We start from the raw sequence: 24,389 nt of genomic DNA, 5'->3' as shown, positions 1-24,389 counted from the left end.
AACGGGCAAGTTTTTTATTAAAAAAAGCCCGTTATAGAGAATGTTTATTGATTTTGTTTACGTGTTTAACTAACTCGATATTGATGCGGTAATTCACTGATTCCAAATCCATTGATTTTTTTGACAGGGATTTGTACCGAAATTCTTTCTTTCATCGCTTCGACATGGCTAATGACGCCAATGACTTTTCCAGATGCATTAAGACTTTCCAAAGCATCAAGCGCAATATCTAATGTTTCAGGATCAAGTGTACCAAATCCTTCATCAAGAAAGAGTGATTCTAATTGTGTCTTATTGCTCACCATATCGGATAATGCCAGTGCAAGCGCTAGGCTGACCAAGAAGCTCTCACCACCAGAAAGTGTTTTAATATCGCGAATAGTGTCAGCTTGCCAGCTGTCAATGACTTGTAATTCTAACTCAGCGCTATGATTACGCTGTAATATATAGCGTCCATGCAGCTTATCTAATCGCTGATTGGCTAACGCAATCAAACTATCAAAAGTTAAGCCTTGCGCATAACGGCGGAACTTATCACCGTCAGATGATCCAATTAAATCATTAAGATAGCACCAATCATCATAGTGCAATTGTTTGTCTTCAATTTCTTTTAATAAGTCGCGTTGTTGATGCCGCTGCTGCTTGTCAGCATCAAGTTGGTTGGTAATGCGCCCTTGCTGTTGGTTGAGTGTTTTTATTTCCTCAAGCAGAGCAGAAATGTGCTGTTGTATCTGTTCAAATGTTGAATTGCTAGCTTCCTGAGATTGCTGTTGTTGATGCTCTTGCAATGCAAGCTCGGCTTCTTTTAAACGAACTTCAGATTGCAGACGCGCTTGACTTAAGTGTTGATGAAGTTGTTCAAGACGCTTTTTTTCATCAGGTGCTAATAATGCTTCTAAAAATAGAGGTAAAGTTGCAAATGGGCTTTTTGCAAGTTCATCATTAAAAAGCTGCTGTGTTGACGTTAATTGCTGCTGGCTGACTTTTACTGCACTAATGACTTCGTTTAAGCTGCCTTTGAGTGACGCAATATTTTTTTCACTCAGATTGACCTGATTCGTTAACTTTTGTAGGTGTTCGGTGATATCGGCCAGTTTTTTCTGCAATTTTTCAACATAATCAGCAATTGCTTCACCTGCTAATAATAATTTACGGTCAGCTTGTTTCTGCGTTATAGCCTGCTGATATTTCTGTAATTGTTGTTCTAAATGTCCATATTGCTTTTCTAAGGTAGATTGTTGATTCAATTCTACTTCAAGTGTTGCCGCTGTAACGGCTATTTTTTGGCGTAGCTCCTGAGCTGTACGCGCTTTTAATTCATAATCTTGTCCACGTAACGCGAGTATCTCAAGCGATTGAGATATATTTTCTGTTGAGGGCAGCGAAAATAAAGCAATAGAATTTTTAATTTGTTGATATTGTTCATCAAAACGTGATTTAAGATGCGTTAGCTCACTTTGCATATTGGTAAATAGTTGCTTTTGGTGAGTTAAACGTTCTGCAATCAATAATAAAGCAGATTGCTGTTGTTTATATTGTGATTGTTTTTCATGCAATTGTTGTTTGAGTTGCTGATATTCTCGTTCTAATACTGTGAATTGGCTGACAATTTCTTGTTGTGCTGATAGCTGTTGCTGAAGATCGGCAATAAATTGTTCGACTAATGTTTCTTCATAGGTGAGTTCACTTGCTTGAGCTTGTTCACATGCCATCAACCACTTTTTATTCAGTGTTTCGAGTTGTGTAGCTAACAATATTTGTTGCTGCTTATTTTCATCAAGTCTTTGATTTTCCTTTTGCAATGAAATTTGTTGATTGATTTGTATTTGTTTTAGCTCATCAACCTGTTGCATCAACGTTTTCAAGCGTTGCTCTGTTTGAGTTGGTTCAATAGATTGATATTGTTCAATTGCGGGATGTGATAAAGAGCCACATAAAGGGCATGGATTTCCAGCAACTAATTGCTGGCGCTCTTTTTCTAGGCTAACAATCTTTTGTTCTAACTGTAATCGCTCATTGAGATCAGTTAGATGCGGTTGAAGATGGCTAAGCTTCGTTTCTGTCACTTGCGCATCATGTTCAATTTTTTGGATTAACGGTATCAATACATCATATTGAGTTTGCTGTTTTTTTATTTGATTCTGTAGATCTTGCCATTGAGAGAACAACAAAGGTAATACCTGAGCGTGTTGCAAGCGCGCTCTTAGTTGCTCAATAGATTGATTTAGTTGAGTGATATCTTGGGATTGTTGCCTATCTAAATATGTTTTCTCAACGCCTAAGAAGAGCTGTTGATCATGCTCTAAGCTTGATTCTGTCTGCTTGTTCAGATCAATTTGTTGTTGTTCTTCTGACAATAACGCAGTTTGCTCTTGTTTTAAGTTATGTTGTTTTTGAGTGAGAGCGGCAATTTGCTGATGTAATTCATCAATCAAATGGCTTTGTTGTTGCCATAAACCAATATGTTGAGAAATTGATGCGTCAGTTTGTTTTTCTTCTAAAAATACATCAAGTTGCTGTAGTTCACTTTTTGCAGTTGAAAGCCGTTGCTGTATTTTAGTAACTGCTATTTTTTTGTTTTGGTATTCAGATTGATAGCGCGTTTTTTCTTCACTGATTTCAACAATTTTTTGCGTTAAATTAGCAATCTCATTTTCTAATGGGCGAACTTGCTCATCAATAATCTCTAGCTGTTGCTGCATGTAGGTGCGATGCTGCAATTCATCATACTTATTTTTTGCTACTTGGGCATGTAATGGCTCAAGTTCTTGTAAACTGTTCTCCAGAACTTGTGATAAATCGTGCTGCTTCTGTGATTGTTCACTGAGTATTTTTGTATAGCGTTCAACATCTAACCATAATGGTCTCAAGTTTTCTGCGGGAAGGTTATCTGATAATTTTTTAAAGCTTGGTTCTGCAGCTTGGAAGGCTTCTTCCGCACTTTGTTGTTCAACTTTCAACTGCTGTAATCGCGTTGTAAGTTGTCGCTCGCGTTGCCACCATTGAGCAGCTTGTTGATATTGATTGAGTTGAGAATTTAGCTGTTTTTCGTGTTCAAGAAGCTGAGTTTGTTCATTTGATAGGGCTTGATATTCGTCTTCTGTTAATAGGTGGATACTTTGTGCTCGGCTTTTAAGCAGCTCTAAATCTATTTTTACTTGTTTATGTTGTTGAAAAATATAACTCGAAATTTGGCTATAGATTTCAGTACCTGTAATTTCTTCAAGTAAATCAGCACGCTCTTTTACATTGGCATTGAGAAAGGCAGCAAAATCACCTTGAGACAGTAAAATTGATTTAGTAAAACGTGCAAAATCAAGACCGGTGATATGAATGATTTGCTCTCTGACATCATTTAGCTTTTCGGCTAAAATTTTGCCATCACTCACTAATGCTAATTCAGCTTTGGCTTGTTGGAGATTTCCTGTCGGTTTATTGCCCGCACGGCGTTGGCTCCAGAATGCACGATAAGCGGTACCTTTGACTTCAAACTCAACTTCAGCAAGACATTCGCTAGTATGCCGAGTCATTATCTCATTCTGCTTTGCCGAAATAGTCTTTAATCTTGGTGTTTGATGATAAAACGCGAGGCAAATGGCATCAAGCAAGGTTGTTTTACCTGCCCCAGTTGGACCGGTGATGGCGAACAAACCTTGGCTGGCAAAAGGCTCTTGGGTAAAATCTATTTTCCATTCGCCTTTAAGTGAGTTTAGGTTTTTTAGACGTAAGCTTAAAATTTTCATGCGTTTTCCTCTAACTCAGAACGTAAGGCATCACAAGATTGTTTGAATAACAGCACAAGCCGTTGCTCTTTGTCTTTATCTTCCATGGTTTCTTCTGTTAGGCGGCGCAGAAACACTTCTTCAACTGTTAATTCATTTAATGATTCATTAATCGTCACTGCTTGTTGATGTTGTGAAGCTTTGCGAGCGCGGCGTAGTAGCACAACCTCAACGGGTAAATTATCCACTAAATTTTCAATTCGCTGTTGAATATCAGTGAGATAATCTTGCGAAGCGACTTCAATATCTAACCAAATTAGCGGCTCACTCGATTGTGGAATGTGATCATGGAGCTGTTGTTTTATTTGGTCAAGGTTACCTTTAAGGGTTAATAAGCGTTGGAAAGTAGGAATAGTGAGTTGGCTTATTTGTGTCATTTGGCAACCATTAAATTCAACCAAACAAACACTTTTTTCTTGATTAGCTTCATCAAAACTGAGTGCAATAGGCGAACCACAATAGCGAATATGTGCTTTTCCACCAATAACTTGTGGGCGATGAATATGCCCTAATGCAATATAATCTGCGGGAGGAAACGCGCCTGATGGAAAAGCGTCTAATGTCCCAATATAGATATCGCGAACAGAGTCCGTCAATTCAGCACCCACGACGGTGAGGTGGCCCGTTGCAATGATGGGAATATCTAAATTGAGTAATTCTCTTTGTTGCTGAGCTAATTGATAACTAGCTTGGTAATAATCACTAATGGCTGTTTGTAGCGATAGCTGCTTTTCTTCACTGCTTTGCCCCGCAATACTCAGTTGAATATCTCTTGGGCGTAAGAAGGGAATTGCACACAACAGCGCGCCAGGTTGACCTTGCTCATCTTGCAATGTGATTACGTGAGGCTCTGTGCCTGATGTGATCACGGTTGTATTTAAATAAGAAAGTAGAGAACTGGTTTCATTGAGAACAGAAACAGAATCATGATTACCACTTAAAATGACAAGCTGGCAGCCAGTTTGTTGTAAAGAGACAACAAATTGATTATAGATTTCTCTTGCATAGCTAGGCGGTGAGCCAGTATCAAAGATATCACCCGCAACAATGACCGCATTTACTTGATATTGTTTGACTTGTTCAACTAGCCAAGTCAAAAAATGTTGATGCTCAGCAGCTCGGCTTTTTGTGAAAAAATATTGGCCAAGATGCCAGTCAGAAGTATGGATAATACGCATGAATGCTCATTCCCAGTAATGTGTATTTCTGCTATCGATATACAAATATAGAGAAATAAAAATAGTAAAGGCTGAGTATAACGTAACCTTCATCCGATGCGGAAATTTCACAGAGAATAGGCGCTTTACATTCGCCAAAATTTCGCAAATAAAAGATATGATGGAAATGTGAAAATAATATTTCACTTAAATGACAAGCTATAATGAATCAAAGAGGAAAAATAGCAATTAATGTCATTTTTCATAATTCTGTCATAAAAGTGACGCATAATGTTTTTACTTTTATTTGTATTCCTAATTTAACTCAAGATGAAATCACTAAATTGGACAATATTAATGATGGAATAACTTGGGATATGATGAATACATCTTCTTATTTATAGGATTAATCATGGCAAGACGCATTCTAGTGGTTGAAGATGAAGCACCGATCCGCGAAATGGTTTGTTTTGTACTAGAACAGAATGGTTTTCAATATATTGAAGCTGATGATTATGATTCTGCCATTGCTCAATTAGTTGATCCGCTGCCTGATTTAGTTCTGTTAGATTGGATGATCCCCGGTGGTTCTGGTCTGCAAGTTATTAAGCATATGAAACGCGATAATGAAACTCGTGATGTTCCAGTGATGATGCTAACCGCGAGAGGTGAAGAAGAAGACCGCGTCAAAGGGCTAGAAGTTGGCGCTGATGATTACCTAATTAAACCATTTTCACCAAAAGAATTAGTTGCGCGAGTTAAAGCAATTTTACGCCGCATTTCGCCTATGGCGGCTGAAGACATCATTGAAATGAATGGATTAACATTAGATCCAACTTCGCATCGGGTGAGTAGTCATGAAATTCCTATTGATATGGGACCGACAGAATATAAATTATTGCACTTTTTCATGACACATCCTGAGCGGGTTTATAGCCGAGAGCAATTGCTCAATCACGTTTGGGGCGCAAATGTGTATGTGGAAGATAGAACTGTTGATGTGCATATTCGTCGACTACGTAAAGCTTTAGAAGCACAAGGACATGATAAGATGGTACAAACTGTTCGTGGTACAGGTTACCGTTTTTCTATTCGTTTTTAATAGGAGCAATTCAATTGAATATTGAACAGGGATACCTAAATAGCAGGAGAAACGCGCGTGCTTGAACGCTTATCATGGAAACAGCTAGTTTGGGGTCTGTTTTTATTTATCTTACCCGCCTTCATTCTTTCCGTTTTTATTGGTCATCTTGCTTGGTTATTAGTCATTTCATTGTCTGCTGCGCTTATTTGGCACAGTTATAATTTGCTGAGATTATCCTATTGGTTATGGCTAGATCGCAGCATGTTACCACCGGAAGGTAAAGGTGGTTGGGAACCTATCTTTTACGGTATTTACCAAATGCAGCAGCGTAATCGTAAACGTCGGCGAGAACTAGGTGTTCTGATTAAACGCTTTCGTAGTGGGGCTGAATCTCTCCCAGATGCCGTTGTCATGATGACTCGTGAAGGGAATATCTTTTGGTGTAATCGCCATGCACAGCATTTATTAGGATTTCGTTGGCCTGAAGACAGTGGGCAGCATATTTTTAATTTATTACGCTATCCTGACTTTACTCGCTATTTTACATTACAAAATTATGATCAAGGGCTAACCATAGAGCTAAATAATGGATCTAATGTCGAGTTTCGCATTTTACCTTATACGGATGATCAATTATTAATGGTTGCGCGTGATGTCACTGAAAAACGGCGCTTAGAAAAATCGCGTCGAGATTTTTTTGCCAATGTTAGTCATGAATTACGTACGCCATTGACAGTGATCCAAGGCTATTTGGAAGTGCTAGAAGATCAAGAAAATAATTCACCAGCGAATAAAAAAGCATTGCATGTTATGCAAGATCAAGCACGCAGAATGGATAACTTAATCAAACAGTTGTTACAATTATCGCGCATCGAAGTAGCCCCGCAGATTAGTCTGGATGAACAAATTAACATCCCCGTGATCCTTAAAATGATTGAACAAGAGGCTAGCAGTCTAAGCCAAAATCAACATCACCTTGAATTTGCTATTGATGAAAAGCTGTGCGTGTACGGTAATGAAGAGCAGTTGCGTAGTGCAGTCGCTAATCTGGTTTATAACGCGATTTCCCATACACCAGCAGGAACAACGATTAAAGTGAGTTGGCAAAAAAATAGCCAAGGAGCGCGTTTTAGCGTTGCAGATAATGGCCCCGGTATTCCAGCTGAACATATACCGCGTTTAACTGAGCGTTTTTATCGTGTGGACAAGGCGCGATCACGGCAATCAGGTGGTGGAACAGGGCTTGGGTTAGCAATAGTTAAACATGCTCTACAACACCACAACAGCCAGTTAATTGTGACAAGCCAGTTAGGAAAAGGCAGTGAATTTTCATTTACTTTACCACCTGTACTCATTGTTTCAGAGAAAAAATATCTAAAACAGTGAGTTAACATCTATTTAATTAAACATTATTTTTTATCCTGCAAATGCTCTTCATAAGTAAAATATGGAGGGTATTTCTATAATAAGAATTAATTATTAATCTAATTACCTGTATTTAAATAACAAAATAATTATTTGATAAAATTTAATCACATAATTGATTGAATGAAAAAGAACTTGCGGTGAAATAAATAGCATGAAATGCAACATATTAATTTGTCTCACCTAAAATGATTATTTTTTATGCAAATCATATCGGGTATATGGCGATTTTACTGAAAGTAATCACTGGTTATAAAAAATAGTTTAGTTGATTCTTCTTGTTTTGATGTTTGCTATTGCCTTTTTTCCCTATAAAAGTTTTACTTGTGGTTAGTTATTGGCGATTTTTCCTGTTTTTTAATTTTTCATCTTGTCAGATTGTTTTAATAATACATTCTGTATTGTTAGAAGTTTGTTAATTAGAATTCTATACCGCCATTTATCTTTCAAAGAGTTACTAATAAGTAATCTTTCATCTTTTAACGTTACGACAAAAAATTTAACATAAAATATGGCTCATCGATTAACATCCAGAGATATTATTGCGTTAGGTTTCATGACCTTTGCGCTTTTCGTTGGGGCGGGAAATATCATCTTCCCTCCTATGGTTGGTTTACAAGCAGGCGAACAAGTTTGGACCGCTGCACTTGGCTTCTTAGTGACAGGGGTTGGGCTTCCAGTTTTAACGGTTATTGCTTTAGCTAAAGTAGGTGGAGGAATTGAAGCTCTCAGCACGCCGATTGGTAAAACAGCTGGCATATTACTTGCTGTTGTGGCTTATCTTTCCGTAGGTCCGCTATTTGCAACACCGCGTACAGCAACAGTATCTTATAAGATTGGTATTGCCCCATTGTTTGGTGGCGAATCTGATATTTCATTACTGATCTATAGTGTCGTTTACTTTGTTATTGTCATTGGAATTTCTTTGTATCCAGGGAAATTGTTGGATAGCGTTGGACATGTGTTAGCTCCAATCAAAATGCTAGCACTGGCCATTCTTGGTGTTGCCGCTGTATTTTGGCCAGCAGGTCAACCAATGCCTTCAACAGATGAATATCGCGATATGGCATTCTCTAATGGGTTTATCAATGGCTATTTGACCATGGATACATTAGGTGCCATGGTCTTCGGGATAGTCATTGTCAATGCAGCTCGCTCCCGAGGTATTGAAAACTCTTCTCTATTGACTCGCTATACCATGTGGGCTGGGTTAATTGCGGGTGTGCTATTGACTCTGGTTTACCTATCATTATTCAAGTTAGGTGAGAACAGCGCATCGATCATCCCTAATCCTCAAGATGGTGCAGACATCCTCCATACTTATGTCCAATATACTTTTGGCGATTATGGTAGCTTCTTCCTTGCGGTTCTTATTTTCGTTGCTTGTATTGTTACGGCTGTTGGATTGACCTGCGCATGTGCTGAATTTTTTAGCCGCTATGTACCGATTTCTTATCGCAATTTAGTTTTGATTCTCGGCCTATTTTCAATGTTAGTGTCTAACCTTGGCTTGAGTAAATTAATTGCTTTCTCTGTGCCTGTATTAGTTGCGATTTATCCACCTTGTATTGTGCTGATCCTGTTAAGCTTTACATTAAAATGGTGGCGTAACCCAAGTATTGTTATTGCGCCGACAATGCTAACAAGCTTTATTGTTGGTTTGATTGGAGCGGCTAAAGCTTCTGATGCCTTAAAAGGCTACATTCCTGAGTGGATGACATCAATCCCGTTTTATCAGCAAGATTTGGCTTGGTTACTACCTTCTATTATTGTTTTAGTGATTGCTGTAATTTGCGATAGAGTTATTACACCAGCACCACAACACAAACAAGCTTAATAAAATAAGTGATAAATCCTCGCCCAAAATGGGCGGGGATTTTCGTTATTTCATCAAATAATTGCGGTAATTTACTTTTGATTGAAAGCACCGAAATGGAGCCAACCATCATTTGTTAGAACTAATGGCGTTTGCTGCGTTTTAGCGGCATTTTCTTGGATTGATTTTATTTGAGGGAAGGCAACAACTACTTTTTCATTTTGTGCCCAAGGCGCTATGTCATCAATCTTTTGTTTAAAGTTCGCAATAGAAATTTTTTGACCATTACGCTCGGCTGGTTCACTAAAGTTAGTCACTTCAGTTACCGTTAATTTACCTGTGCAGAAACGACCGCGACCAGAAAAGTTTGCTGTTGTATCATCAAAGAATTTCTCGCCGTCACTTGTTAGATTAAATTCTATCCCTTCTAATGGCTTTTCCTCTCCCCATATATCCTTGATGACCACTTCTTTTTTCGCACGTTTTAATAATCCAACATCAACGAGGGCATCTAATTTCTCAATGCGCTTTGTATCCATTTGTGGGGATAAAACGGCAGGAAAGACACCAGTATTAATACAAATTGCTGGCATTGTATCTAAATAATCTTGTATCGACTTTTTGAAATTACTTTCTGAAGCGGTTTGATTGTTATCACAACCTGCAAGTAGGGCTGTAGCAATAACAACAGATGCGAGCATTTTAAGTTTCATGGTTAACTTGGCCTTAGCGTTTAATGTGTCGTGATATAAGTTAATCATTCACTGGAATATGTCATTTTTATAGAATGATTTTTTTGATAAATGTAACCATAGTATAAAAAGTACGGAGGTAAAAGTGTGTTAAGTGGGATATGAACTATTATGTTGGTTTTTGAAAGTAATGAGATTTTTATAGTTATGATTAGTTAAAAAGTGATAAAAAAAAGAAGAAGATAAAATTGTTATGAATTGAATTTTAGATAAAAAAACCGGCATGTAAGGATTTACAGACCGGCAGATTATGATTAAAGGCTATGTTAGAGGCTAGTCGCGTTTTTAGTCAGGAAGTCAGCAACACCTTTAGGTGATGCATTCATACCTTCTTTGCCTTTTTCCCATTGAGCAGGGCACACATCACCATGTTCTTCATGGAATTGCAGCGCATCAACCATACGCAACATTTCATCAATATTACGGCCTAATGGTAGGTCATTTACAACTTGGTGGCGCACAATGCCGTTTTGATCAACGAGGAAAGAACCACGTAATGCAACACCTGCTTCTGGGTGCTCAATGCCGTAAGCTTTGGTGATTTCACGTTTAATATCAGCAACCATTGGGTACTTAACTTCACCAATACCGCCATCAGCTACAGGCGTTTTACGCCAAGCATTGTGAACAAACTCAGAGTCAAAAGAGATACCAATAATTTCAACGCCACGATTTTGAAACTCTTCATAACGGTGATCAAAAGCGATCAATTCTGAAGGGCAAACAAAAGTGAAGTCCATTGGCCAAAAGAAAATAACCGCAGGGCGACCATTTAAGTGATCTTTTAAGTTGAAATTATCAACTATTTCACCGTTACCAAGAACGGCAGATGCTGTAAAATCAGGGGCTTGACGTGTTACCAGAACCATAATAACTCCTATAAATTTGAATTAAAGGTTTAACACTTTTCATATATCGAAATAATCGTATTTGCTATGGAAGTGCTGTTGTATTTGGTGTGTTCTATACAAATGTAGATTGATAGATTTTGTCTATCAATCTACATAATATAGAGTGAAAATGCAAGGTGAGTGTTCTATTAAGTTGATGTACAACACTTATTTATATCAGTGATATATAACTAAGTTTGTTATCTTACGCGTGATATTAATTAAGTGCTTTTAGAAAAACACCTTGCTTAGCATCGTGAAGCATTTGTGGATAAAACTGGAAGAAAATCTGTTCGAGCTGATCATAATTCATCAAAAAATCATCAAATGAATCACTTAATGCATGTAATTTAGGTCGTCTTCGCGCCATACCATTTAATGATTTACCAATGTATTCTGCATCTGCATAGCGAATTAACCAGCGTTGTGGCCAAAGAAATTCATTGAGCTCTTGGAATTTTTCTGGTGTTTGAGAAAGATGCGGTTCTATATGTTGGCGGGCATAAAGAATAAATTCAGATAGATTTAATTCATGCTCAAATTGCTGCCAGTGTAAAGAGAGAAAATGATCCCATACAAGGTCTAACGTGATCGCGGCAACACGGCGATAATCAGGCCGAAAGAGTGCTCGTGCTTCTTTCACTAATGGATGCGAATCAGTTGCTTTATCAACTGCTCGATGCATGAAAATGCCCGAAACAATATCGGGTGTATAAAGCCCTGAAGGATTACCACGGACAAAATCAGCCATAATATTACCCAAAAGAGAGCTATTTGCCCGATAGGCTAAATGGAGGTGCGCTAGGAAATTCATATCACCTAATATACCTGATGGTGCATAAATTCTGTAGAAGATCTGAGTGGTATTTTTTAGTACATGATATTTTTGATGTGAAGTTTAATAATCTCTTGTTGAGTGTCATTGAGTGTCATTGAGTGTCATTGAGTGTCATTGAGTGTCATTAAAAAACGGTATGTTATTTTTAACCCCTAAAAAGGATTATCGAGACAATCATCTTAACGAATCACCCTTTGAGTTATTTTTCGCTCAATGAGGAGTAACTTAAATTTCTTTGATGAATATGAGCAACTTTGATTTGAATGGAAGATTTAATTTGTTGTATCAGGTCATTGTCGTTCAATGCGGTTATCTAGTTCCTTTCTTTTTTTTATCCCACTTTTAAGTCAAATATGTATAAATAATAATTATCGTCTACCAAGTACACCATCAATATCCAACCAGGAACCCAAAATGGCTACTCTCGGATTATTATTCATCAGCAAGGAAAAAATGGCCTATCTATCCAAAACACTTAATTCACTAGGCAAAAGCGATACCGTCAAATCGATTATTACTCAAATGGTGATTTCAGGTGCATTAAATGGCTTAGATAAAGACATGAAATGGACAACGGGGAATCCAGGTGATGCAAAATTACCAATACTTGCGAATAATGATTGGAATAAAGTCGCACAGCGTGTTGGGTTGCTAATAATGTTTCTTCCTCAAGTTTTGAATCATTAAATCGTACTGGTTCTTGGAGTGCAATGATGTGGGACTCAGGTAATAAAGTTGGTCATTGGGTTGTTGTTAAAGGTGTAGACAATGGAGGTAATGTAATAATCAATGATCCATTTAAAGGAACTCGGTACACAATGAAAGTTAACGAATTTAAGGATGCATGGAATGGACATAGTGTCTACAAACCATAATATTGTTTTATTATCAATAGATTATGATAATAAAACGAAGGTTATTAGCTATGGTTTTAGTTTCAATAAAGAAACTAAATTTTTTATGGCAAGTATATTTGAGGTTAAAGGAATAAAAGGTATAAATTATACCGATGAACTCGATAAGTTAATAATGTCCATAATGCCATATAAACCAGAGGTATCTAAAGTTTTAAGTGAAATAACCTGGAATTATATCGAAGGCAGGAATATATCTCTACCGGCTAATTTAATTTAAAATACGGTTAAAGCTCAATGGATTGAAATTAATCGGGCAGCCTCATACGGCCAAGGTGTGGGTATTGAAGTAAAAATAACACAGGTGAAATAATGAACTTTATTCAAGATAAATATTATTCTGCTGTTTTAAATATTACAGATAAGTTTATTTGCATAAATACAAGGTCAGGAAATGGAATATTGACAACAGATATGAGTTACTCACCAATGTTGTTGCCTTTAGATTGTTCGAATCACAAACTAGGTGAGGAATTGATTAAAGCTCTAGAGTGTAGTAATACCCAACTTAGTAATGAGGAATATGATAAACTCTTTAAAAACGCGAAGGAAAACTGGAATTCAAGACTTGAAGTGCTAAAGTCAACATACAGTTATCGTTCTAAACGCCAGCTTTTAGCAAACATGCTGAATTGCTCTGTATATCTTTTAAATAAAAAACTAACAATTCAGCCAACTCACCATTCAAAATGGGAAGGGTGGGAAGGGGTAGATGAATCTAAGCATGTGATATTATCTCTCGATAACACATTTGATGAAATTGGTTCTGGGGTTAGGTTAGCATTAAGTCGTTGTACCTCTAAAAAATTCTAATTTTACGTTCACATATGAAAGCCATCTTATAACAAGGTGGCTTTCATTTTTAGGCATTTTTAATACTTTCATACAAACTCATATTGACCAAATGACAAACTAATAATCCGCCCAAAATAGATATAAAAATCACCGTATATGTACGAAATGATTTACCTATATGTTCATGATCATGCAAAACTCCACCAAATTAGGCAGGAAAGATCGTGTAAAAATGATCCACCTGATAGCTCTGCTACACTCCCTGTTTTTGCAAGGAATAATTTGGAATACTTTGTATGGAAACCATCACCAAAGTCCGACGCCTTTTTCATAAAGACCGGCTCTCTCAGCGAGAGATTGCTAATAAATTACAACTTGATAACCACAGAATGGTAACGGCTAAAGAAATATATATGAAAACAGGAGATTCACAATATATCAATAAATTGATTGAAAATGGCAGGTGGACGATCGTTGAATCTACTCCTACTGGGGCAAGGCCATTACCATCTAGAAATTAATAGGTTAATATTATGATAAAAAATGAAATATATGCAGATATATTATTTTGGATCCTTCCATATATAAGAAATATTCAATCTCAAAGTAAAAAAAGAAAATCTGAGGATTTATCATGTTACTATGAATCTGAACTAATACATAATCGACAAAATAAAATTTTAATCGATGAGTTTACTAGTAGTGATATATCATTTTTAAACTACCAAGCTAAATACTATTATGAGAATTGCACTCCAAAAATAAGTATACTTTATTCAAAAAATATAGAATACATTGAAATGTTATTTAATTTAGTACCCAAAGAATTAAAAGAGCAGCTTAAATGGTTAGGCCCAAAAAATGACTCAATAATGACTAAGGCAAATGAATAAGATGTGTTACTCAGAACTTCGGCGTTTGTGTTTTTGTGATAATAAGGCTAGAAGCTGATTTTCTTTTTACAACGACAACCGGAAAATAAGACGAAATACTCAAATTTAATCAATATTTCGCAAACAATAATTGGAAAAGAAATATCGACCAGATCGATGGTCATCTAAAGAAAGCTGATATTGTACCAATAGATATGAGATCATTAAATCCACAAAATAGGGCTAAGTTGATAGAGTATTTGGATACATTATCAGATGCCCAAAAAAAGAAAATTATCTTACTGGAGAAATAGTTATATGGCAGGTATCTTTTATTTTGGAGAAAAATTAGGTGTAGCACTTGGATCTCCCCGCCTTTCCATTCTGGTCAGTGAATTGGAACAAGAATTACAATCCTATCCAGAGATTCTTGATAAGATATTAGATTTCTATAATTGTGATTCATCGGTAGATTTTTCAATTTTATCCAAAGCTAAATATAATATATGCTATAACGCATTAGTTAATATAGTTAAGACGATAAAATCAATAAATGATAGAGAAAAATGGTGGATAGTAGAGCTTTGGGATAATGAAATGAAGAGAGAGATGCAAGAATCCCCCTTATATCTCAATATCTAAAAATGAGATAATAGTTTATCCAAGGAAGCCATTACTGCATTGCTGAAATGAATCGTCGAGGTAAGGTAAACTTTGATATAAAGTAAATTATCAGCTTATCATGGTGGCTACCCTTAATGGTTTTATAGTGATAATTAAAATGAACAATTGTTAGCCTTTTCTTGTGTACGACAATAACATCAACAAGATAAAAAGACTCATCTCAAGAGGTGCAAGCTATCTAAGTCGTGAACAGCTAATGAATGCTGATGTGTTCACTATTACTGGTGGTGGCGGCATAAAAAGGAAATTACTAAAAGTTAATGATATGACACTGTATCCAATACCCGCTAGTTCTATTTATAGTATTGCTTCATTATCATGGTGTGATATTAAATGGGGCTATGAATATAAGTTTATTAGTAGAGATATTCCTATTAAAAAAGCAGAGGAGAGTGTATTAACCAATGCTTATACAACCAATGAACTTGAACTATCATTCCTAACTCTTGATGGCTCTGACGTTACCTCTTTTCTAGAGGAACTCTGTCCTGCATGTAAACAGGAAGATGAGTCAACGATTAAAGAAAATGGTTGTTTATTATTCTTAGTTGGTTGCGTTAATAAAATTAAAATTTTTAGAGAATTAATATCATGATAATAAAATGTATAGAAAACAATTTAGCAAGGATTAGTATTGAAAAAATAGATGCTTTTGAAAATAAAGATTCAGATTACAGTTTTTTGAAGTTAGAGAAAGAGTATTCAGTTTATGGTGTATATCATACATCCGATAGTGTTTATTTTTTAATTGATATTGAAAACTGTAAACCTATGTGGGTACCATCATTCCTATTCACTATAATTGAAAATTCTATACCTAATAACTGGTCGTTTAACATGGTGAAAGAAAATAGTAATTATTATGACCTATATTCATATTTCGGAATTATTTCTATGCTCGGTTATAATGATTTAGTGACTAATTACCAGCATTATATAGGCATATTAGAGAGAACACCTAGTGAGTTAAATACATTTTCAATTATAAAATCTAGCGCTATCAGATAATTTTTATCAGTAACGAACATGAAGAGCCCCTACAAACTTTAGAGGCTCTCAGGATTGGCTTGTTGTAAATTAGCGGGTAGTTTGCTCTAGCACTATATTGGGGATTGTTGCCAATAATAAATTGGCTCTGTAAATAATTCTGTGTATTTGCCTTTTATTAAATATGGCCATCTGGGCGGTCACCGAATTCAATAATAAAACGGTTGATCGCTTATTTCCTGTTCTGGATTGATATACTACACTTTTTTGATGTCGATTCGGTGGCTAAATAAATCACTCACCTCTCAAGCTGCAATTGCGCTGGCAGAAAACCAAAGAAATCTATCCAAAACACTTAACTCGCTGGGTAAAAGCGATACCGTCATATCGAAAAAATCTGGCATAGGCCGCTATTCGCTTTTTTCGAGATACCTATTATGAATCGCAGCCTAATGTGTTACCGAGTTTTGGTAATACTAAGGAATAAAGTTTTTAAAGGTATTGCAGCGAGAAAAAAGTCACAATGAGTTGGTTCTAGATAAAGGCGGCATTAGTAAAACATTAATCGAAGCTCTCTTTAAAGCTAGGCAGGATAATATTAATTACCTGCCAATATCAAAATATGAAGCTAAAATTGTTAGCATTTTGAGATTGAGCTTTATTATTTAAATAATTTATTACCAAAATCATTAATAACCAGATAAATAATATCATATAAATTTAGCATGTGCGTTATAGAGGGTTACAAGGTTGCTAGGTCGTTTAGTCGCTTACTGTTTGAAACTAAGCATCTTTTAGTTTACCGGAAATAAATCGGAGAATATCTCAAACAAGACTATTTAAACACTTAATAAGAGGTTGCACTTAGCCTGTTATAATATATTTGTTTATAAAAGATGCTTTTTTCAGCAAATTTGCGCTTATTTCTTGCGCCTTTGCGGTCTCGGCACTAGACTAGTCGCCTATTTTTTTGATTGATGTTAATACGATGCGTGTTTCTGATTTTACTTTTGAACTACCTGAAGAACTCATTGCTCACTATCCTCAAGCTCAGCGAAGTGCATGTAGGCTACTTAGCCTTGATGGCCCATCGGGACAGCTCACACATGGTGTGTTTACCGATATTTTAGATAAATTGGCACCTGGTGATTTACTGGTATTCAATAATACTCGAGTTATCCCTGCCAGATTATTTGGCCGTAAAGCGAGCGGCGGTAAAATTGAAGTTCTTGTGGAAAGAATGCTTGATGAACATCGTGTACTTGCTCATGTTCGTGCATCTAAAGCGCCAAAAGAAGGTGCAGAGCTTATTTTAGGTGAAGATGAAAGCGTAAAAGCCGAGATGGTTGCGCGTCATGGTGCTCTTTTTGAACTTAGATTTGAAGACCAGCGTGATGTACTGAGTATCTTAAATCAAATTGGTCATATGCCGTTACCGCCTTATATAGACCGTCCTGATGAAGAGTCTGATAAAGAGCTTTACCAAACTGTGTATAGCCAACGCCCCGGTGCAGTAGCAGCACCAACAGCTGGGCTTCATTTTGATGATCCACTTCTTGATGCGCTAAGAGAAAAAGGCGTTGAGATGGCATTTGTGACACTGCATGTTGGTGCGGGTACTTTTCAACCAGTGCGCGTGGATAGCATTGAAGACCATATCATGCACTCTGAATATGCAGAAGTTCCACAAGATGTTGTCGATGCAGTTCTAGCCTGTAAAGCGCGTGGAAATCGTGTCATTGCAGTGGGAACAACCTCAGTGCGTTCATTAGAAAGTGCAGCACAAGCAAGTAAAGATGCTTTGATTGCACCTTTTTTTGATGATACCCAAATCTTTATTTATCCGGGATATGAATATCAAATCATTGATGCGCTGATTACTAATTTCCATTTGCCTGAATCAACATTAATTATGTTGGTTTCCGCTTTTGCTGGTTATCAAAATACGATGAAAGCTTATAAAGAAGCGGTTGAGCAACAATATCGCTTCTTTAGTTATGGCGATGCCATGTACATTACTCGCAATCCAGATGCGCAGTTTGAGCAGGTTGGCCAATAAAGTTGTTCTTAAAAATGTGCGTTCAATAGGCGGCTGATTAGCGGCTTGCTTATCTTAATTAATATTAGTATCGGACTGTTTTTCTGATACTCGGAGGCAGATGTGAAATATGAATTACAAACCACGGACGGTAATGCGCGTCGTGGTCGTTTAGTGTTCGAGCGTGGTGTTGTTGAAACGCCAGCCTTTATGCCAGTAGGTACCTATGGCACGGTAAAAGGCATGACACCTGAAGAAGTTAAAGAAACGGGTGCACAAATTTTGCTTGGGAATACTTTCCATTTGTGGTTACGTCCGGGGCAAGAGATCATGAAATTACATGGTGATTTACATGATTTTATGCAATGGCAAGGTCCAATTCTCACGGATTCTGGTGGATTCCAAGTCTTTAGCCTTGGTGCAATGCGTAAAATCAAAGAGGAAGGTGTCCATTTTCGCAATCCAATCAATGGCGAAAAAATCTTTCTAAGCCCTGAAAAATCGATGGAAATTCAGTACGATCTCGGCTCAGATATTGTCATGATTTTTGACGAGTGTACGCCTTATCCAGCAGATTGGGATTATGCCAAAACGTCAATGGAAATGTCACTGCGCTGGGCTGCGCGTAGCCGCCAACGTTTTGATGAACTCAACAATAAAAATGCATTGTTTGGTATTATCCAAGGTAGTATTTACGAAGATTTACGTGATATTTCTGTTAAAGGGCTAGTGGATATTGGTTTTGATGGGTACGCTGTAGGCGGGCTTGCGGTAGGTGAACCAAAAGAAGATATGCACCGTATTTTAGAGCATGTTTGCCCACAAATTCCTGCTGATAAACCACGCTACTTAATGGGCGTTGGTAAACCAGAAGATTTAGTTGAAGGTGTTCGCCGAGGCATTGATATGTTCGATTGTGTGATGCCAACACGAAATGCACGCAATGGCCATTTATTTGTTACACATGGCGTGGTAAAAATTCGTAATGCGAAGTATAAATCAGATACATCAACGCTTGACCCTGAGTGTGATTGCTATACTTGCCGTCATTATAGTCGTGCCTACTTACACCATCTTGACCGTTGTAATGAAATTCTTGGCGCGAGACTAAATACCATTCATAATTTACGTTATTATCAACGTTTGATGGCTGGTATTCGCCAAGCGATCGAAGAAGGTAATTTTGAAGAGTTTGCAAAAGATTTTTATCAGAAGATTGGAAAAAGCCAACCTTCGTTAAATAAGGAATGAATTTAAGTGCGAATTAGGCCTAATCTGTGTAGCATAGCAGGCTTAGCTAGACTTAAATGTTTTAAATTGCGTTCAATAACAATGAGGAAAGTTGAATGAGTTTTTTTATTTCTGAAGCAGCGGCATCAGCAGGCGCTCCAGCACAGGGTAGCCCGTACACAATGGTTATCATGCTTGTCGTTTTTGCCCTAATTTTCTATTTCATGATCCTGCGTCCACAGCAAAAACGTGCTAAAGAGCACCGTAAACTGATGGAATCTATCTCAAAAGGTGATGAAGTTTTAACAACGGGTGGTTTAATCGGGCGTGTAATTAAAGTTTCAGAGACAGGTTATGTCGTTCTTGAACTGAGCGAAACTACTGAAGTAACTATCAAACGTGATTTCGTTGCTGCCGTTTTGCCTAAAGGCACAATGAAAGCTATTTAATTCTGATTTTTCCCGAAGGGAACTGCCGTGCTAAACCGTTATCCTTTGTGGAAGTATCTGATGCTGATCGCTGCGATCCTCATCGGTCTGCTTTATGCGCTTCCAAACCTATATGGCGAGGATCCGGCTGTTCAGATCACTGGCGTGCGGGGAACCGCCGCCAATGAACAAACGCTGATCCAAGTCCAAAAGACGTTAGAGAAAGATAAAATTCAAAGCAAATCAATTGCTTTGGAAAATGGGGCGGTACTCGCCCGATTCAATAACTCAGATATTCAATTGCGCGCTCGTGAAGCATTAGTTAGCGCATTGGGTGACCAATATGTTGTTGCACTAAACCTTGCACCTGCAACGCCTAAATGGCTTGAAGCGCTTGGTGGTGAACCAATGAAACTGGGTCTTGATTTACGTGGTGGTGTTCACTTCCTGATGGAAGTTGATATGGATACCGCACTCAGTAAATTGCAGGAACAATATACGGATGGAATACGTAATGATTTGCGTCAAGCAGGAATTCCCTATTCTTCTATCCGTAAAGGCGATAATTACAGCGTTGAAGTCCGCTTCCGTAACGCTGATGACCGTAGCCAAGCTGAAAAAATATTAGCACGTAAATTCCAAGATCTCGTCTTTTCAGATGCAAGCAACAATGGCATGGTTGCAGTAATGACAGATGAGCGTTTACGTGAAGCTCGCAATTATGCGGTCTCTCAAAACATTACTATCATTCGTAACCGTGTAAACCAACTCGGTGTTGCTGAACCATTAGTTCAACGTCAAGGCGCTGAGCGTATTGTTGTTGAATTACCGGGTATTCAAGACACTGCACGTGCGAAAGAGATTTTAGGCGCGACAGCGACATTAGAATTCCGTTTGGTTAACTCCGGTGTAGATCCTTCTGCGGCGGAAAGTGGTCGTGTACCAGGTGATTCTGAAGTTAAATATGATCGTAATGGTGTTCCTTATATTCTGTATAAACGTGTTGTTTTAACGGGTGACCATATTACCGATTCTTCATCTGGTGGTGATGAAAACGGAGCTCCGCAAGTTAGCATCAGCTTAGACAGTGCAGGTGGTTCAACCATGTCTGATTTTACTCGTGATAATCAGGGTAAACTCATGGCAACACTGTTTGTTGAATATAAAGACAGTGGTAAGAAAGATGCTGAAGGTCGTGTCATCCTAGTAAAAGATGAAAAGGTGATTAACGCTGCAAATATTTCTGCACGTTTTGGTAGCCAATTCCGTATTACTGGTATCAATGATCCAAATGAAGCTCGCCAGTTATCATTACTACTTCGTGCTGGTGCTTTGATTGCGCCAATTCAAATTGTTGAAGAACGTACTATTGGTCCAACTCTTGGTATGCAAAATATCGAGCAAGGGCTAAAAGCATGTATCGCAGGTTTGTTAGCATCAATTCTATTCATGATTATTTACTATCGTAAGTTTGGTTTAATTGCGAGTACTGCCTTAATGGCAAACTTAGTCATGATTGTTGGTGTAATGTCTCTTCTTCCGGGGGCAACGCTAACCATGCCGGGTATTGCTGGTATTGTTCTAACCCTTGCCGTCGCGGTTGATGCGAACGTTTTGATAAACGAACGTATCAAAGAAGAGCTACGCAATGGTCGTTCTGTTCAGCAAGCGATTCATGAAGGTTATAAAGGCGCCTTCTCAAGTATTGTTGATGCAAACTTAACAACTTTGATTACTGCTATAATCCTTTATGCAGTGGGTACAGGTTCGATTAAAGGGTTTGCTATTACGACAGCAATAGGTGTTGCAACCTCTATGTTTACAGCAATTATAGGTACACGAGCAATTGTGAACCTGTTATATGGCGGTAAACGTATTAAAAAGCTGTCAATTTAAGGAGCACGTTGTGGCACAGGATTATACTGTTGAACAATTGAACTATGGCCGTAAAGTTTATGACTTTATGCGCTGGGACAACGTTGCCTTTGGTATTTCTATCGTTTTACTGATTGCCTCTTTTGTTATCATTGGGGTTAAAGGGTTCAACTGGGGCCTTGATTTCACCGGTGGTACAGTAATAGAAATCAACCTGAGTCAGCCTGCTGATTTAGATAAAATACGTGATAGTCTTTCCAACTCAACTCATAAAGACCCGCTTATCCAGAACTTTGGTAGCAGCCGCGATATTATGATCCGCTTGCCGCCTGTAGAAGGTATGGCTGGTCAAGAGGTGGGTAAAGAGATTATTACCATCATCAATGACAATGTTGATGAACAAGCGACAGTTAAGCGTATTGAATTTGTTGGACCAAGTGTTGGGGCTGAACTTGCTCAAACAGGGGCACTGGCACTTTTAACAGCACTTATCTGTATCTTGATTTATGTTGGTTGTCGTTTTGAATGGCGCCTTGCTGCAGGGGCAGTATTATCCCTTGCGCATGACGTGATCATTACGTTAGGTATTCTGTCTCTATTCCATATTGAGATAGATATGACCATTGTGGCATCGTTGATGTCAGTTATTGGTTACTCACTGAACGACAGTATCGTTGTATCTGACCGTATCCGTGAAAACTTCCGTAAGATCCGTCGTGGTACACCATATGAAATAATGAACATTTCCTTAACCCAAACATTGAGCCGGACTATCATGACTTCAGCAACAACATTATTAGTTGTTCTGATGCTGTATATTTTCGGTGGTTCGATGTTAGAAGGTTTCTCTTTGGTTATGTTAATTGGTGTGACTATCGGTACTATTTCATCTATCTATGTTGCTTCTGCACTTGCATTGAAGATGGGAATGAAACGCGAACACTTAATTACGCAAAAAGTTGAGAAAGAAGGGGCTGACCAAGAGTCACTGTTACCTTAATTAGCGTAATAATATATCTGAATATGCTGGGCTTCATATTATCGAAATGAATATGTTGTAAAGCATACAGGTATTAATGAATAAACACCTTGTAAGACGACCTTGCAGGGTGTTTTTTTTAATCTCTGAGTTACACTGTTTGTCCATAAATAGAATCAGGAAACACTATGCATTGCCCATTTTGCTCAACTGTAGATACGAAAGTAATCGACTCGCGTCTGGTTGGAGAAGGCTCTCAAGTGCGCAGACGTCGTCAATGTCTGGTTTGCCACGAACGCTTCACCACCTTTGAAGTGGCGGAACTTGTTATGCCACGGGTAATAAAAAGTAATGATATACGCGAGCCATTCGATGAAGAAAAACTCCGACATGGAATGCAAAAAGCATTAGAAAAACGTCCTGTGAGTGCAGATGATGTCGAACAAGCCATTATCTCGATTAAATCGCAGTTACGTGCAACAGGGGAAAGAGAAATCCCTTCAAAATTAATAGGTAACCTAGTGATGGATGAATTGAAAAAACTCGATAAAGTTGCCTATATTCGTTTTGCTTCAGTTTATCGTAGCTTTGAAGATGTGCGCGAATTTGGTGAAGAGATAGCGAAGCTACAGGATTAATAAAATGACTGAAAAAGATAGCATTTATATGGCTCGCGCGCTTGAACTTGCTCAAATTGGCCGTTTTACAACTTCACCAAACCCAAATGTGGGCTGCGTAATTGTTCGTGATGATGAAATTGTTGGTGAAGGCTATCATCAAAAAGCAGGCGAACCGCATGCCGAAGTTCATGCGCTACATATGGCGGGTGATAAAGCACAAGGTGCAACAGCTTATGTCACATTAGAGCCTTGCAGTCATCATGGTCGCACACCACCTTGTGCTGAAGCATTGATTAAAGCGGGTGTTAGTCGGGTTGTTGCCGCAATGCAAGATCCGAATCCGCAAGTTTCGGGTCGTGGGTTATATATGCTTTCAAAGGCAGGAATTGAAACCCAAAGCGGTGTGTTAATGGAGCAAGCTGAATTTATTAACCGCGGCTTTTTAAAACGTATGCGCACAGCATTTCCATATGTTCAATTAAAATTAGCTGCTTCACTTGATGGAAAAACAGCATTAGCTTCAGGTGAAAGCAAATGGATAACATCGGCTGCGGCAAGGCGAGATGTTCAGGTGTTACGCGCTGAAGCAAGTGCAATTCTGAGCACGAGTAGCACTGTTTTGGCAGATGACCCTTCTTTAACTGTCCGTTGGAATGAACTTCCACTCGAAATTCAAGCGATTTATCCCGAAGAAACCGTCCGACAACCAATTAGAATAATATTGGATGAGCATCATCGCATTAAACCTGAACATAAAGTGACACAGCAAGCAGGGGAATGTTGGTTAGTGAGTTCTACGCCAAATACTGAACTAGAATTAGAGAGTATTTGGAAAGGTGATGTTAAACAATTAGCAATTCCTGCTGATGATAATGGCATTGATTTAGTTATTCTGATGATGCAGTTAGCGAAAAGAAATGTGAATAGCATTTGGGTAGAAGCTGGCGCTAAACTCGCGGGTTCATTACTTAAACTTGGCATAGTCGATGAGCTTATTGTTTATATTGCTCCAAAATTGTTAGGTAATAGTGCTCTAGGCTTGGTGGATTTACCCGAGTTAGCTAAACTTTCTGATGCCCCAAAATTTGAATTTACTGATGTGCAGAAAGTCGGTGATGACTTGCGCGTTAGGCTACGTCCCGTGTGGTAATGGAAGTTTTTTACCGCTTTACTGAAATTCAACCACGCGATTAATGAAAGAATGTGATAAAATCCGCGCCCCG

General features: G+C 38.0%; 25 protein-coding genes. 20 read left to right on the top strand and 5 right to left on the bottom strand.

Annotated features, from left to right (window positions below):
- Positions 1 to 65: 65 nt before the first annotated feature.
- Both OO7_RS14960 and sbcD read right to left on the bottom strand, forming a co-directional pair.
- Positions 66 to 3,743 carry an AAA family ATPase gene (locus OO7_RS14960; RefSeq protein WP_008916774.1) on the bottom strand — a complete coding sequence of 1,226 codons (3,678 nt, stop codon included), beginning with the start codon at positions 3,741 to 3,743 and terminating at the stop codon, positions 66 to 68.
- Positions 3,740 to 4,960 (bottom strand): exonuclease subunit SbcD, encoded by a 1,221-nt coding sequence (gene sbcD, locus OO7_RS14955; RefSeq protein ID WP_008916773.1) that lies wholly within the window; start codon positions 4,958 to 4,960, stop codon positions 3,740 to 3,742. Before sbcD ends, OO7_RS14960 begins: the two co-directional genes overlap by 4 nt.
- A 391-nt stretch (positions 4,961 to 5,351) precedes the next feature.
- Here sbcD and phoB point away from each other — a divergent pair, with 391 nt between their 5' ends.
- From phoB to brnQ, 3 genes are all read left to right on the top strand, one after another.
- Entirely contained in the window at positions 5,352 to 6,041 is a 690-nt protein-coding gene (phoB, locus tag OO7_RS14945; protein ID WP_008916772.1) for a phosphate regulon transcriptional regulator PhoB, read from the top strand.
- A 57-nt stretch (positions 6,042 to 6,098) separates the two neighbouring features.
- Positions 6,099 to 7,409: a phosphate regulon sensor histidine kinase PhoR gene (gene phoR / locus OO7_RS14940; protein ID WP_008916771.1), complete on the top strand. Its 1,311-nt coding sequence runs from the start codon at positions 6,099 to 6,101 to the stop codon at positions 7,407 to 7,409.
- 550 nt (positions 7,410 to 7,959) lie between these two features.
- Positions 7,960 to 9,285, top strand: coding sequence for a branched-chain amino acid transport system II carrier protein (brnQ, locus tag OO7_RS14935; RefSeq protein WP_008916770.1), 1,326 nt, complete (start codon positions 7,960 to 7,962; stop codon positions 9,283 to 9,285).
- Positions 9,286 to 9,356: 71 nt separating this feature from the next.
- Here the strand turns inward: brnQ and OO7_RS14930 are convergent, their stop codons facing one another.
- From OO7_RS14930 to OO7_RS14920, 3 genes are all read right to left on the bottom strand, one after another.
- Positions 9,357 to 9,977 carry a hypothetical protein gene (locus OO7_RS14930; RefSeq protein ID WP_008916769.1) on the bottom strand — a complete coding sequence of 207 codons (621 nt, stop codon included), beginning with the start codon at positions 9,975 to 9,977 and terminating at the stop codon, positions 9,357 to 9,359.
- Between the two features lie 305 nt (positions 9,978 to 10,282).
- Positions 10,283 to 10,885: a peroxiredoxin C gene (locus OO7_RS14925; protein ID WP_008916768.1), complete on the bottom strand. Its 603-nt coding sequence runs from the start codon at positions 10,883 to 10,885 to the stop codon at positions 10,283 to 10,285.
- Positions 10,886 to 11,123: 238 nt separating this feature from the next.
- Positions 11,124 to 11,720 (bottom strand): acyl carrier protein phosphodiesterase, encoded by a 597-nt coding sequence (locus OO7_RS14920; RefSeq protein WP_043892739.1) that lies wholly within the window; start codon positions 11,718 to 11,720, stop codon positions 11,124 to 11,126.
- 438 nt (positions 11,721 to 12,158) lie between these two features.
- Between OO7_RS14920 and OO7_RS14915 the strand changes: the two genes are divergently transcribed.
- From OO7_RS14915 to ribD, 17 genes are all read left to right on the top strand, one after another.
- The gene (locus OO7_RS14915) at positions 12,159 to 12,431 is read left to right on the top strand and encodes a DUF637 domain-containing protein (protein WP_008916766.1); all 273 of its coding nucleotides are present in this window, start codon (positions 12,159 to 12,161) and stop codon (positions 12,429 to 12,431) included.
- A gap of 23 nt (positions 12,432 to 12,454) precedes the next feature.
- Positions 12,455 to 12,619 carry a cysteine peptidase family C39 domain-containing protein gene (locus OO7_RS16600; RefSeq protein ID WP_083928992.1) on the top strand — a complete coding sequence of 55 codons (165 nt, stop codon included), beginning with the start codon at positions 12,455 to 12,457 and terminating at the stop codon, positions 12,617 to 12,619.
- On the top strand, positions 12,603 to 12,878 hold the full coding sequence (locus tag OO7_RS14905) for a hypothetical protein (RefSeq protein WP_419177232.1): 276 nt from the start codon (positions 12,603 to 12,605) through the stop codon (positions 12,876 to 12,878). Before OO7_RS16600 ends, OO7_RS14905 begins: the two co-directional genes overlap by 17 nt.
- Before the next feature lie 92 nt (positions 12,879 to 12,970).
- Positions 12,971 to 13,471, top strand: coding sequence for a contact-dependent growth inhibition system immunity protein (locus OO7_RS14900; protein ID WP_008916763.1), 501 nt, complete (start codon positions 12,971 to 12,973; stop codon positions 13,469 to 13,471).
- 278 nt (positions 13,472 to 13,749) lie between these two features.
- A complete protein-coding gene (locus OO7_RS14895) occupies positions 13,750 to 13,974 on the top strand; it encodes a ParB N-terminal domain-containing protein (protein WP_008916762.1) in 225 nt (74 codons plus the stop codon).
- Between the two features lie 12 nt (positions 13,975 to 13,986).
- On the top strand, positions 13,987 to 14,346 hold the full coding sequence (locus OO7_RS14890; RefSeq protein ID WP_008916761.1) for a hypothetical protein: 360 nt from the start codon (positions 13,987 to 13,989) through the stop codon (positions 14,344 to 14,346).
- Between the two features lie 95 nt (positions 14,347 to 14,441).
- The gene (locus OO7_RS17670; protein WP_169337398.1) at positions 14,442 to 14,639 is read left to right on the top strand and encodes a hypothetical protein; all 198 of its coding nucleotides are present in this window, start codon (positions 14,442 to 14,444) and stop codon (positions 14,637 to 14,639) included.
- A gap of 4 nt (positions 14,640 to 14,643) precedes the next feature.
- Positions 14,644 to 14,967 carry a hypothetical protein gene (locus OO7_RS14885; RefSeq protein WP_008916760.1) on the top strand — a complete coding sequence of 108 codons (324 nt, stop codon included), beginning with the start codon at positions 14,644 to 14,646 and terminating at the stop codon, positions 14,965 to 14,967.
- Positions 14,968 to 15,130: 163 nt separating this feature from the next.
- Complete coding sequence (locus OO7_RS14880) at positions 15,131 to 15,604, top strand: DUF2247 family protein (protein WP_156823155.1); 474 nt, start codon at positions 15,131 to 15,133, stop codon at positions 15,602 to 15,604.
- Between the two features lie 662 nt (positions 15,605 to 16,266).
- Positions 16,267 to 16,437, top strand: a complete 171-nt coding sequence (locus OO7_RS17665; protein ID WP_419177231.1) for a DUF637 domain-containing protein — start codon at positions 16,267 to 16,269, stop codon at positions 16,435 to 16,437.
- Between the two features lie 547 nt (positions 16,438 to 16,984).
- Complete coding sequence (gene queA / locus OO7_RS14870; protein ID WP_008916757.1) at positions 16,985 to 18,055, top strand: tRNA preQ1(34) S-adenosylmethionine ribosyltransferase-isomerase QueA; 1,071 nt, start codon at positions 16,985 to 16,987, stop codon at positions 18,053 to 18,055.
- A 102-nt stretch (positions 18,056 to 18,157) separates the two neighbouring features.
- Complete coding sequence (gene tgt, locus OO7_RS14865; RefSeq protein WP_008916756.1) at positions 18,158 to 19,285, top strand: tRNA guanosine(34) transglycosylase Tgt; 1,128 nt, start codon at positions 18,158 to 18,160, stop codon at positions 19,283 to 19,285.
- A 95-nt stretch (positions 19,286 to 19,380) separates the two neighbouring features.
- The gene (gene yajC, locus OO7_RS14860; RefSeq protein WP_008916755.1) at positions 19,381 to 19,713 is read left to right on the top strand and encodes a preprotein translocase subunit YajC; all 333 of its coding nucleotides are present in this window, start codon (positions 19,381 to 19,383) and stop codon (positions 19,711 to 19,713) included.
- Between the two features lie 27 nt (positions 19,714 to 19,740).
- Positions 19,741 to 21,588, top strand: coding sequence for a protein translocase subunit SecD (secD, locus tag OO7_RS14855; protein ID WP_008916754.1), 1,848 nt, complete (start codon positions 19,741 to 19,743; stop codon positions 21,586 to 21,588).
- 10 nt (positions 21,589 to 21,598) lie between these two features.
- Positions 21,599 to 22,567 (top strand): protein translocase subunit SecF, encoded by a 969-nt coding sequence (secF, locus tag OO7_RS14850; RefSeq protein WP_008916753.1) that lies wholly within the window; start codon positions 21,599 to 21,601, stop codon positions 22,565 to 22,567.
- A 167-nt stretch (positions 22,568 to 22,734) separates the two neighbouring features.
- Positions 22,735 to 23,184: a transcriptional regulator NrdR gene (gene nrdR, locus OO7_RS14845; RefSeq protein WP_008916752.1), complete on the top strand. Its 450-nt coding sequence runs from the start codon at positions 22,735 to 22,737 to the stop codon at positions 23,182 to 23,184.
- A gap of 4 nt (positions 23,185 to 23,188) precedes the next feature.
- Positions 23,189 to 24,316, top strand: a complete 1,128-nt coding sequence (gene ribD, locus OO7_RS14840) for a bifunctional diaminohydroxyphosphoribosylaminopyrimidine deaminase/5-amino-6-(5-phosphoribosylamino)uracil reductase RibD (RefSeq protein WP_008916751.1) — start codon at positions 23,189 to 23,191, stop codon at positions 24,314 to 24,316.
- Positions 24,317 to 24,389 lie beyond the last annotated feature (73 nt).

It is taken from the genome of Providencia sneebia DSM 19967 (genome assembly GCF_000314895.2).
Classification (GTDB): Bacteria; Pseudomonadota; Gammaproteobacteria; order Enterobacterales; family Enterobacteriaceae; genus Providencia; species Providencia sneebia.
The sequence above is the reverse complement of the archived record's forward strand: the minus strand, read 5'-3'. Positions and strand labels throughout refer to the sequence as shown.

Bases quoted from the DNA above. Each gene is read 5' to 3' on its own strand.
- OO7_RS14960 (WP_008916774.1), bottom strand. From the start codon at position 3,743: ATGAAAATTTTAAGCTTACGTCTAAAAAACCTAAACTCACTTAAAGGC.
- sbcD (WP_008916773.1), bottom strand. From the start codon at position 4,960: ATGCGTATTATCCATACTTCTGACTGGCATCTTGGCCAATATTTTTTC.
- phoB (WP_008916772.1), top strand. From the start codon at position 5,352: ATGGCAAGACGCATTCTAGTGGTTGAAGATGAAGCACCGATCCGCGAA.
- brnQ (WP_008916770.1), top strand. From the start codon at position 7,960: ATGGCTCATCGATTAACATCCAGAGATATTATTGCGTTAGGTTTCATG.
- OO7_RS14930 (WP_008916769.1), bottom strand. From the start codon at position 9,977: ATGAAACTTAAAATGCTCGCATCTGTTGTTATTGCTACAGCCCTACTT.
- OO7_RS14925 (WP_008916768.1), bottom strand. From the start codon at position 10,885: ATGGTTCTGGTAACACGTCAAGCCCCTGATTTTACAGCATCTGCCGTT.
- OO7_RS14920 (WP_043892739.1), bottom strand. From the start codon at position 11,720: ATGAATTTCCTAGCGCACCTCCATTTAGCCTATCGGGCAAATAGCTCT.
- OO7_RS14915 (WP_008916766.1), top strand. From the start codon at position 12,159: ATGGCTACTCTCGGATTATTATTCATCAGCAAGGAAAAAATGGCCTAT.
- OO7_RS16600 (WP_083928992.1), top strand. From the start codon at position 12,455: ATGATGTGGGACTCAGGTAATAAAGTTGGTCATTGGGTTGTTGTTAAA.
- OO7_RS14900 (WP_008916763.1), top strand. From the start codon at position 12,971: ATGAACTTTATTCAAGATAAATATTATTCTGCTGTTTTAAATATTACA.
- OO7_RS14895 (WP_008916762.1), top strand. From the start codon at position 13,750: ATGGAAACCATCACCAAAGTCCGACGCCTTTTTCATAAAGACCGGCTC.
- OO7_RS14890 (WP_008916761.1), top strand. From the start codon at position 13,987: ATGATAAAAAATGAAATATATGCAGATATATTATTTTGGATCCTTCCA.
- OO7_RS14885 (WP_008916760.1), top strand. From the start codon at position 14,644: ATGGCAGGTATCTTTTATTTTGGAGAAAAATTAGGTGTAGCACTTGGA.
- OO7_RS17665 (WP_419177231.1), top strand. From the start codon at position 16,267: ATGTCGATTCGGTGGCTAAATAAATCACTCACCTCTCAAGCTGCAATT.
- queA (WP_008916757.1), top strand. From the start codon at position 16,985: ATGCGTGTTTCTGATTTTACTTTTGAACTACCTGAAGAACTCATTGCT.
- yajC (WP_008916755.1), top strand. From the start codon at position 19,381: ATGAGTTTTTTTATTTCTGAAGCAGCGGCATCAGCAGGCGCTCCAGCA.
- nrdR (WP_008916752.1), top strand. From the start codon at position 22,735: ATGCATTGCCCATTTTGCTCAACTGTAGATACGAAAGTAATCGACTCG.
- ribD (WP_008916751.1), top strand. From the start codon at position 23,189: ATGACTGAAAAAGATAGCATTTATATGGCTCGCGCGCTTGAACTTGCT.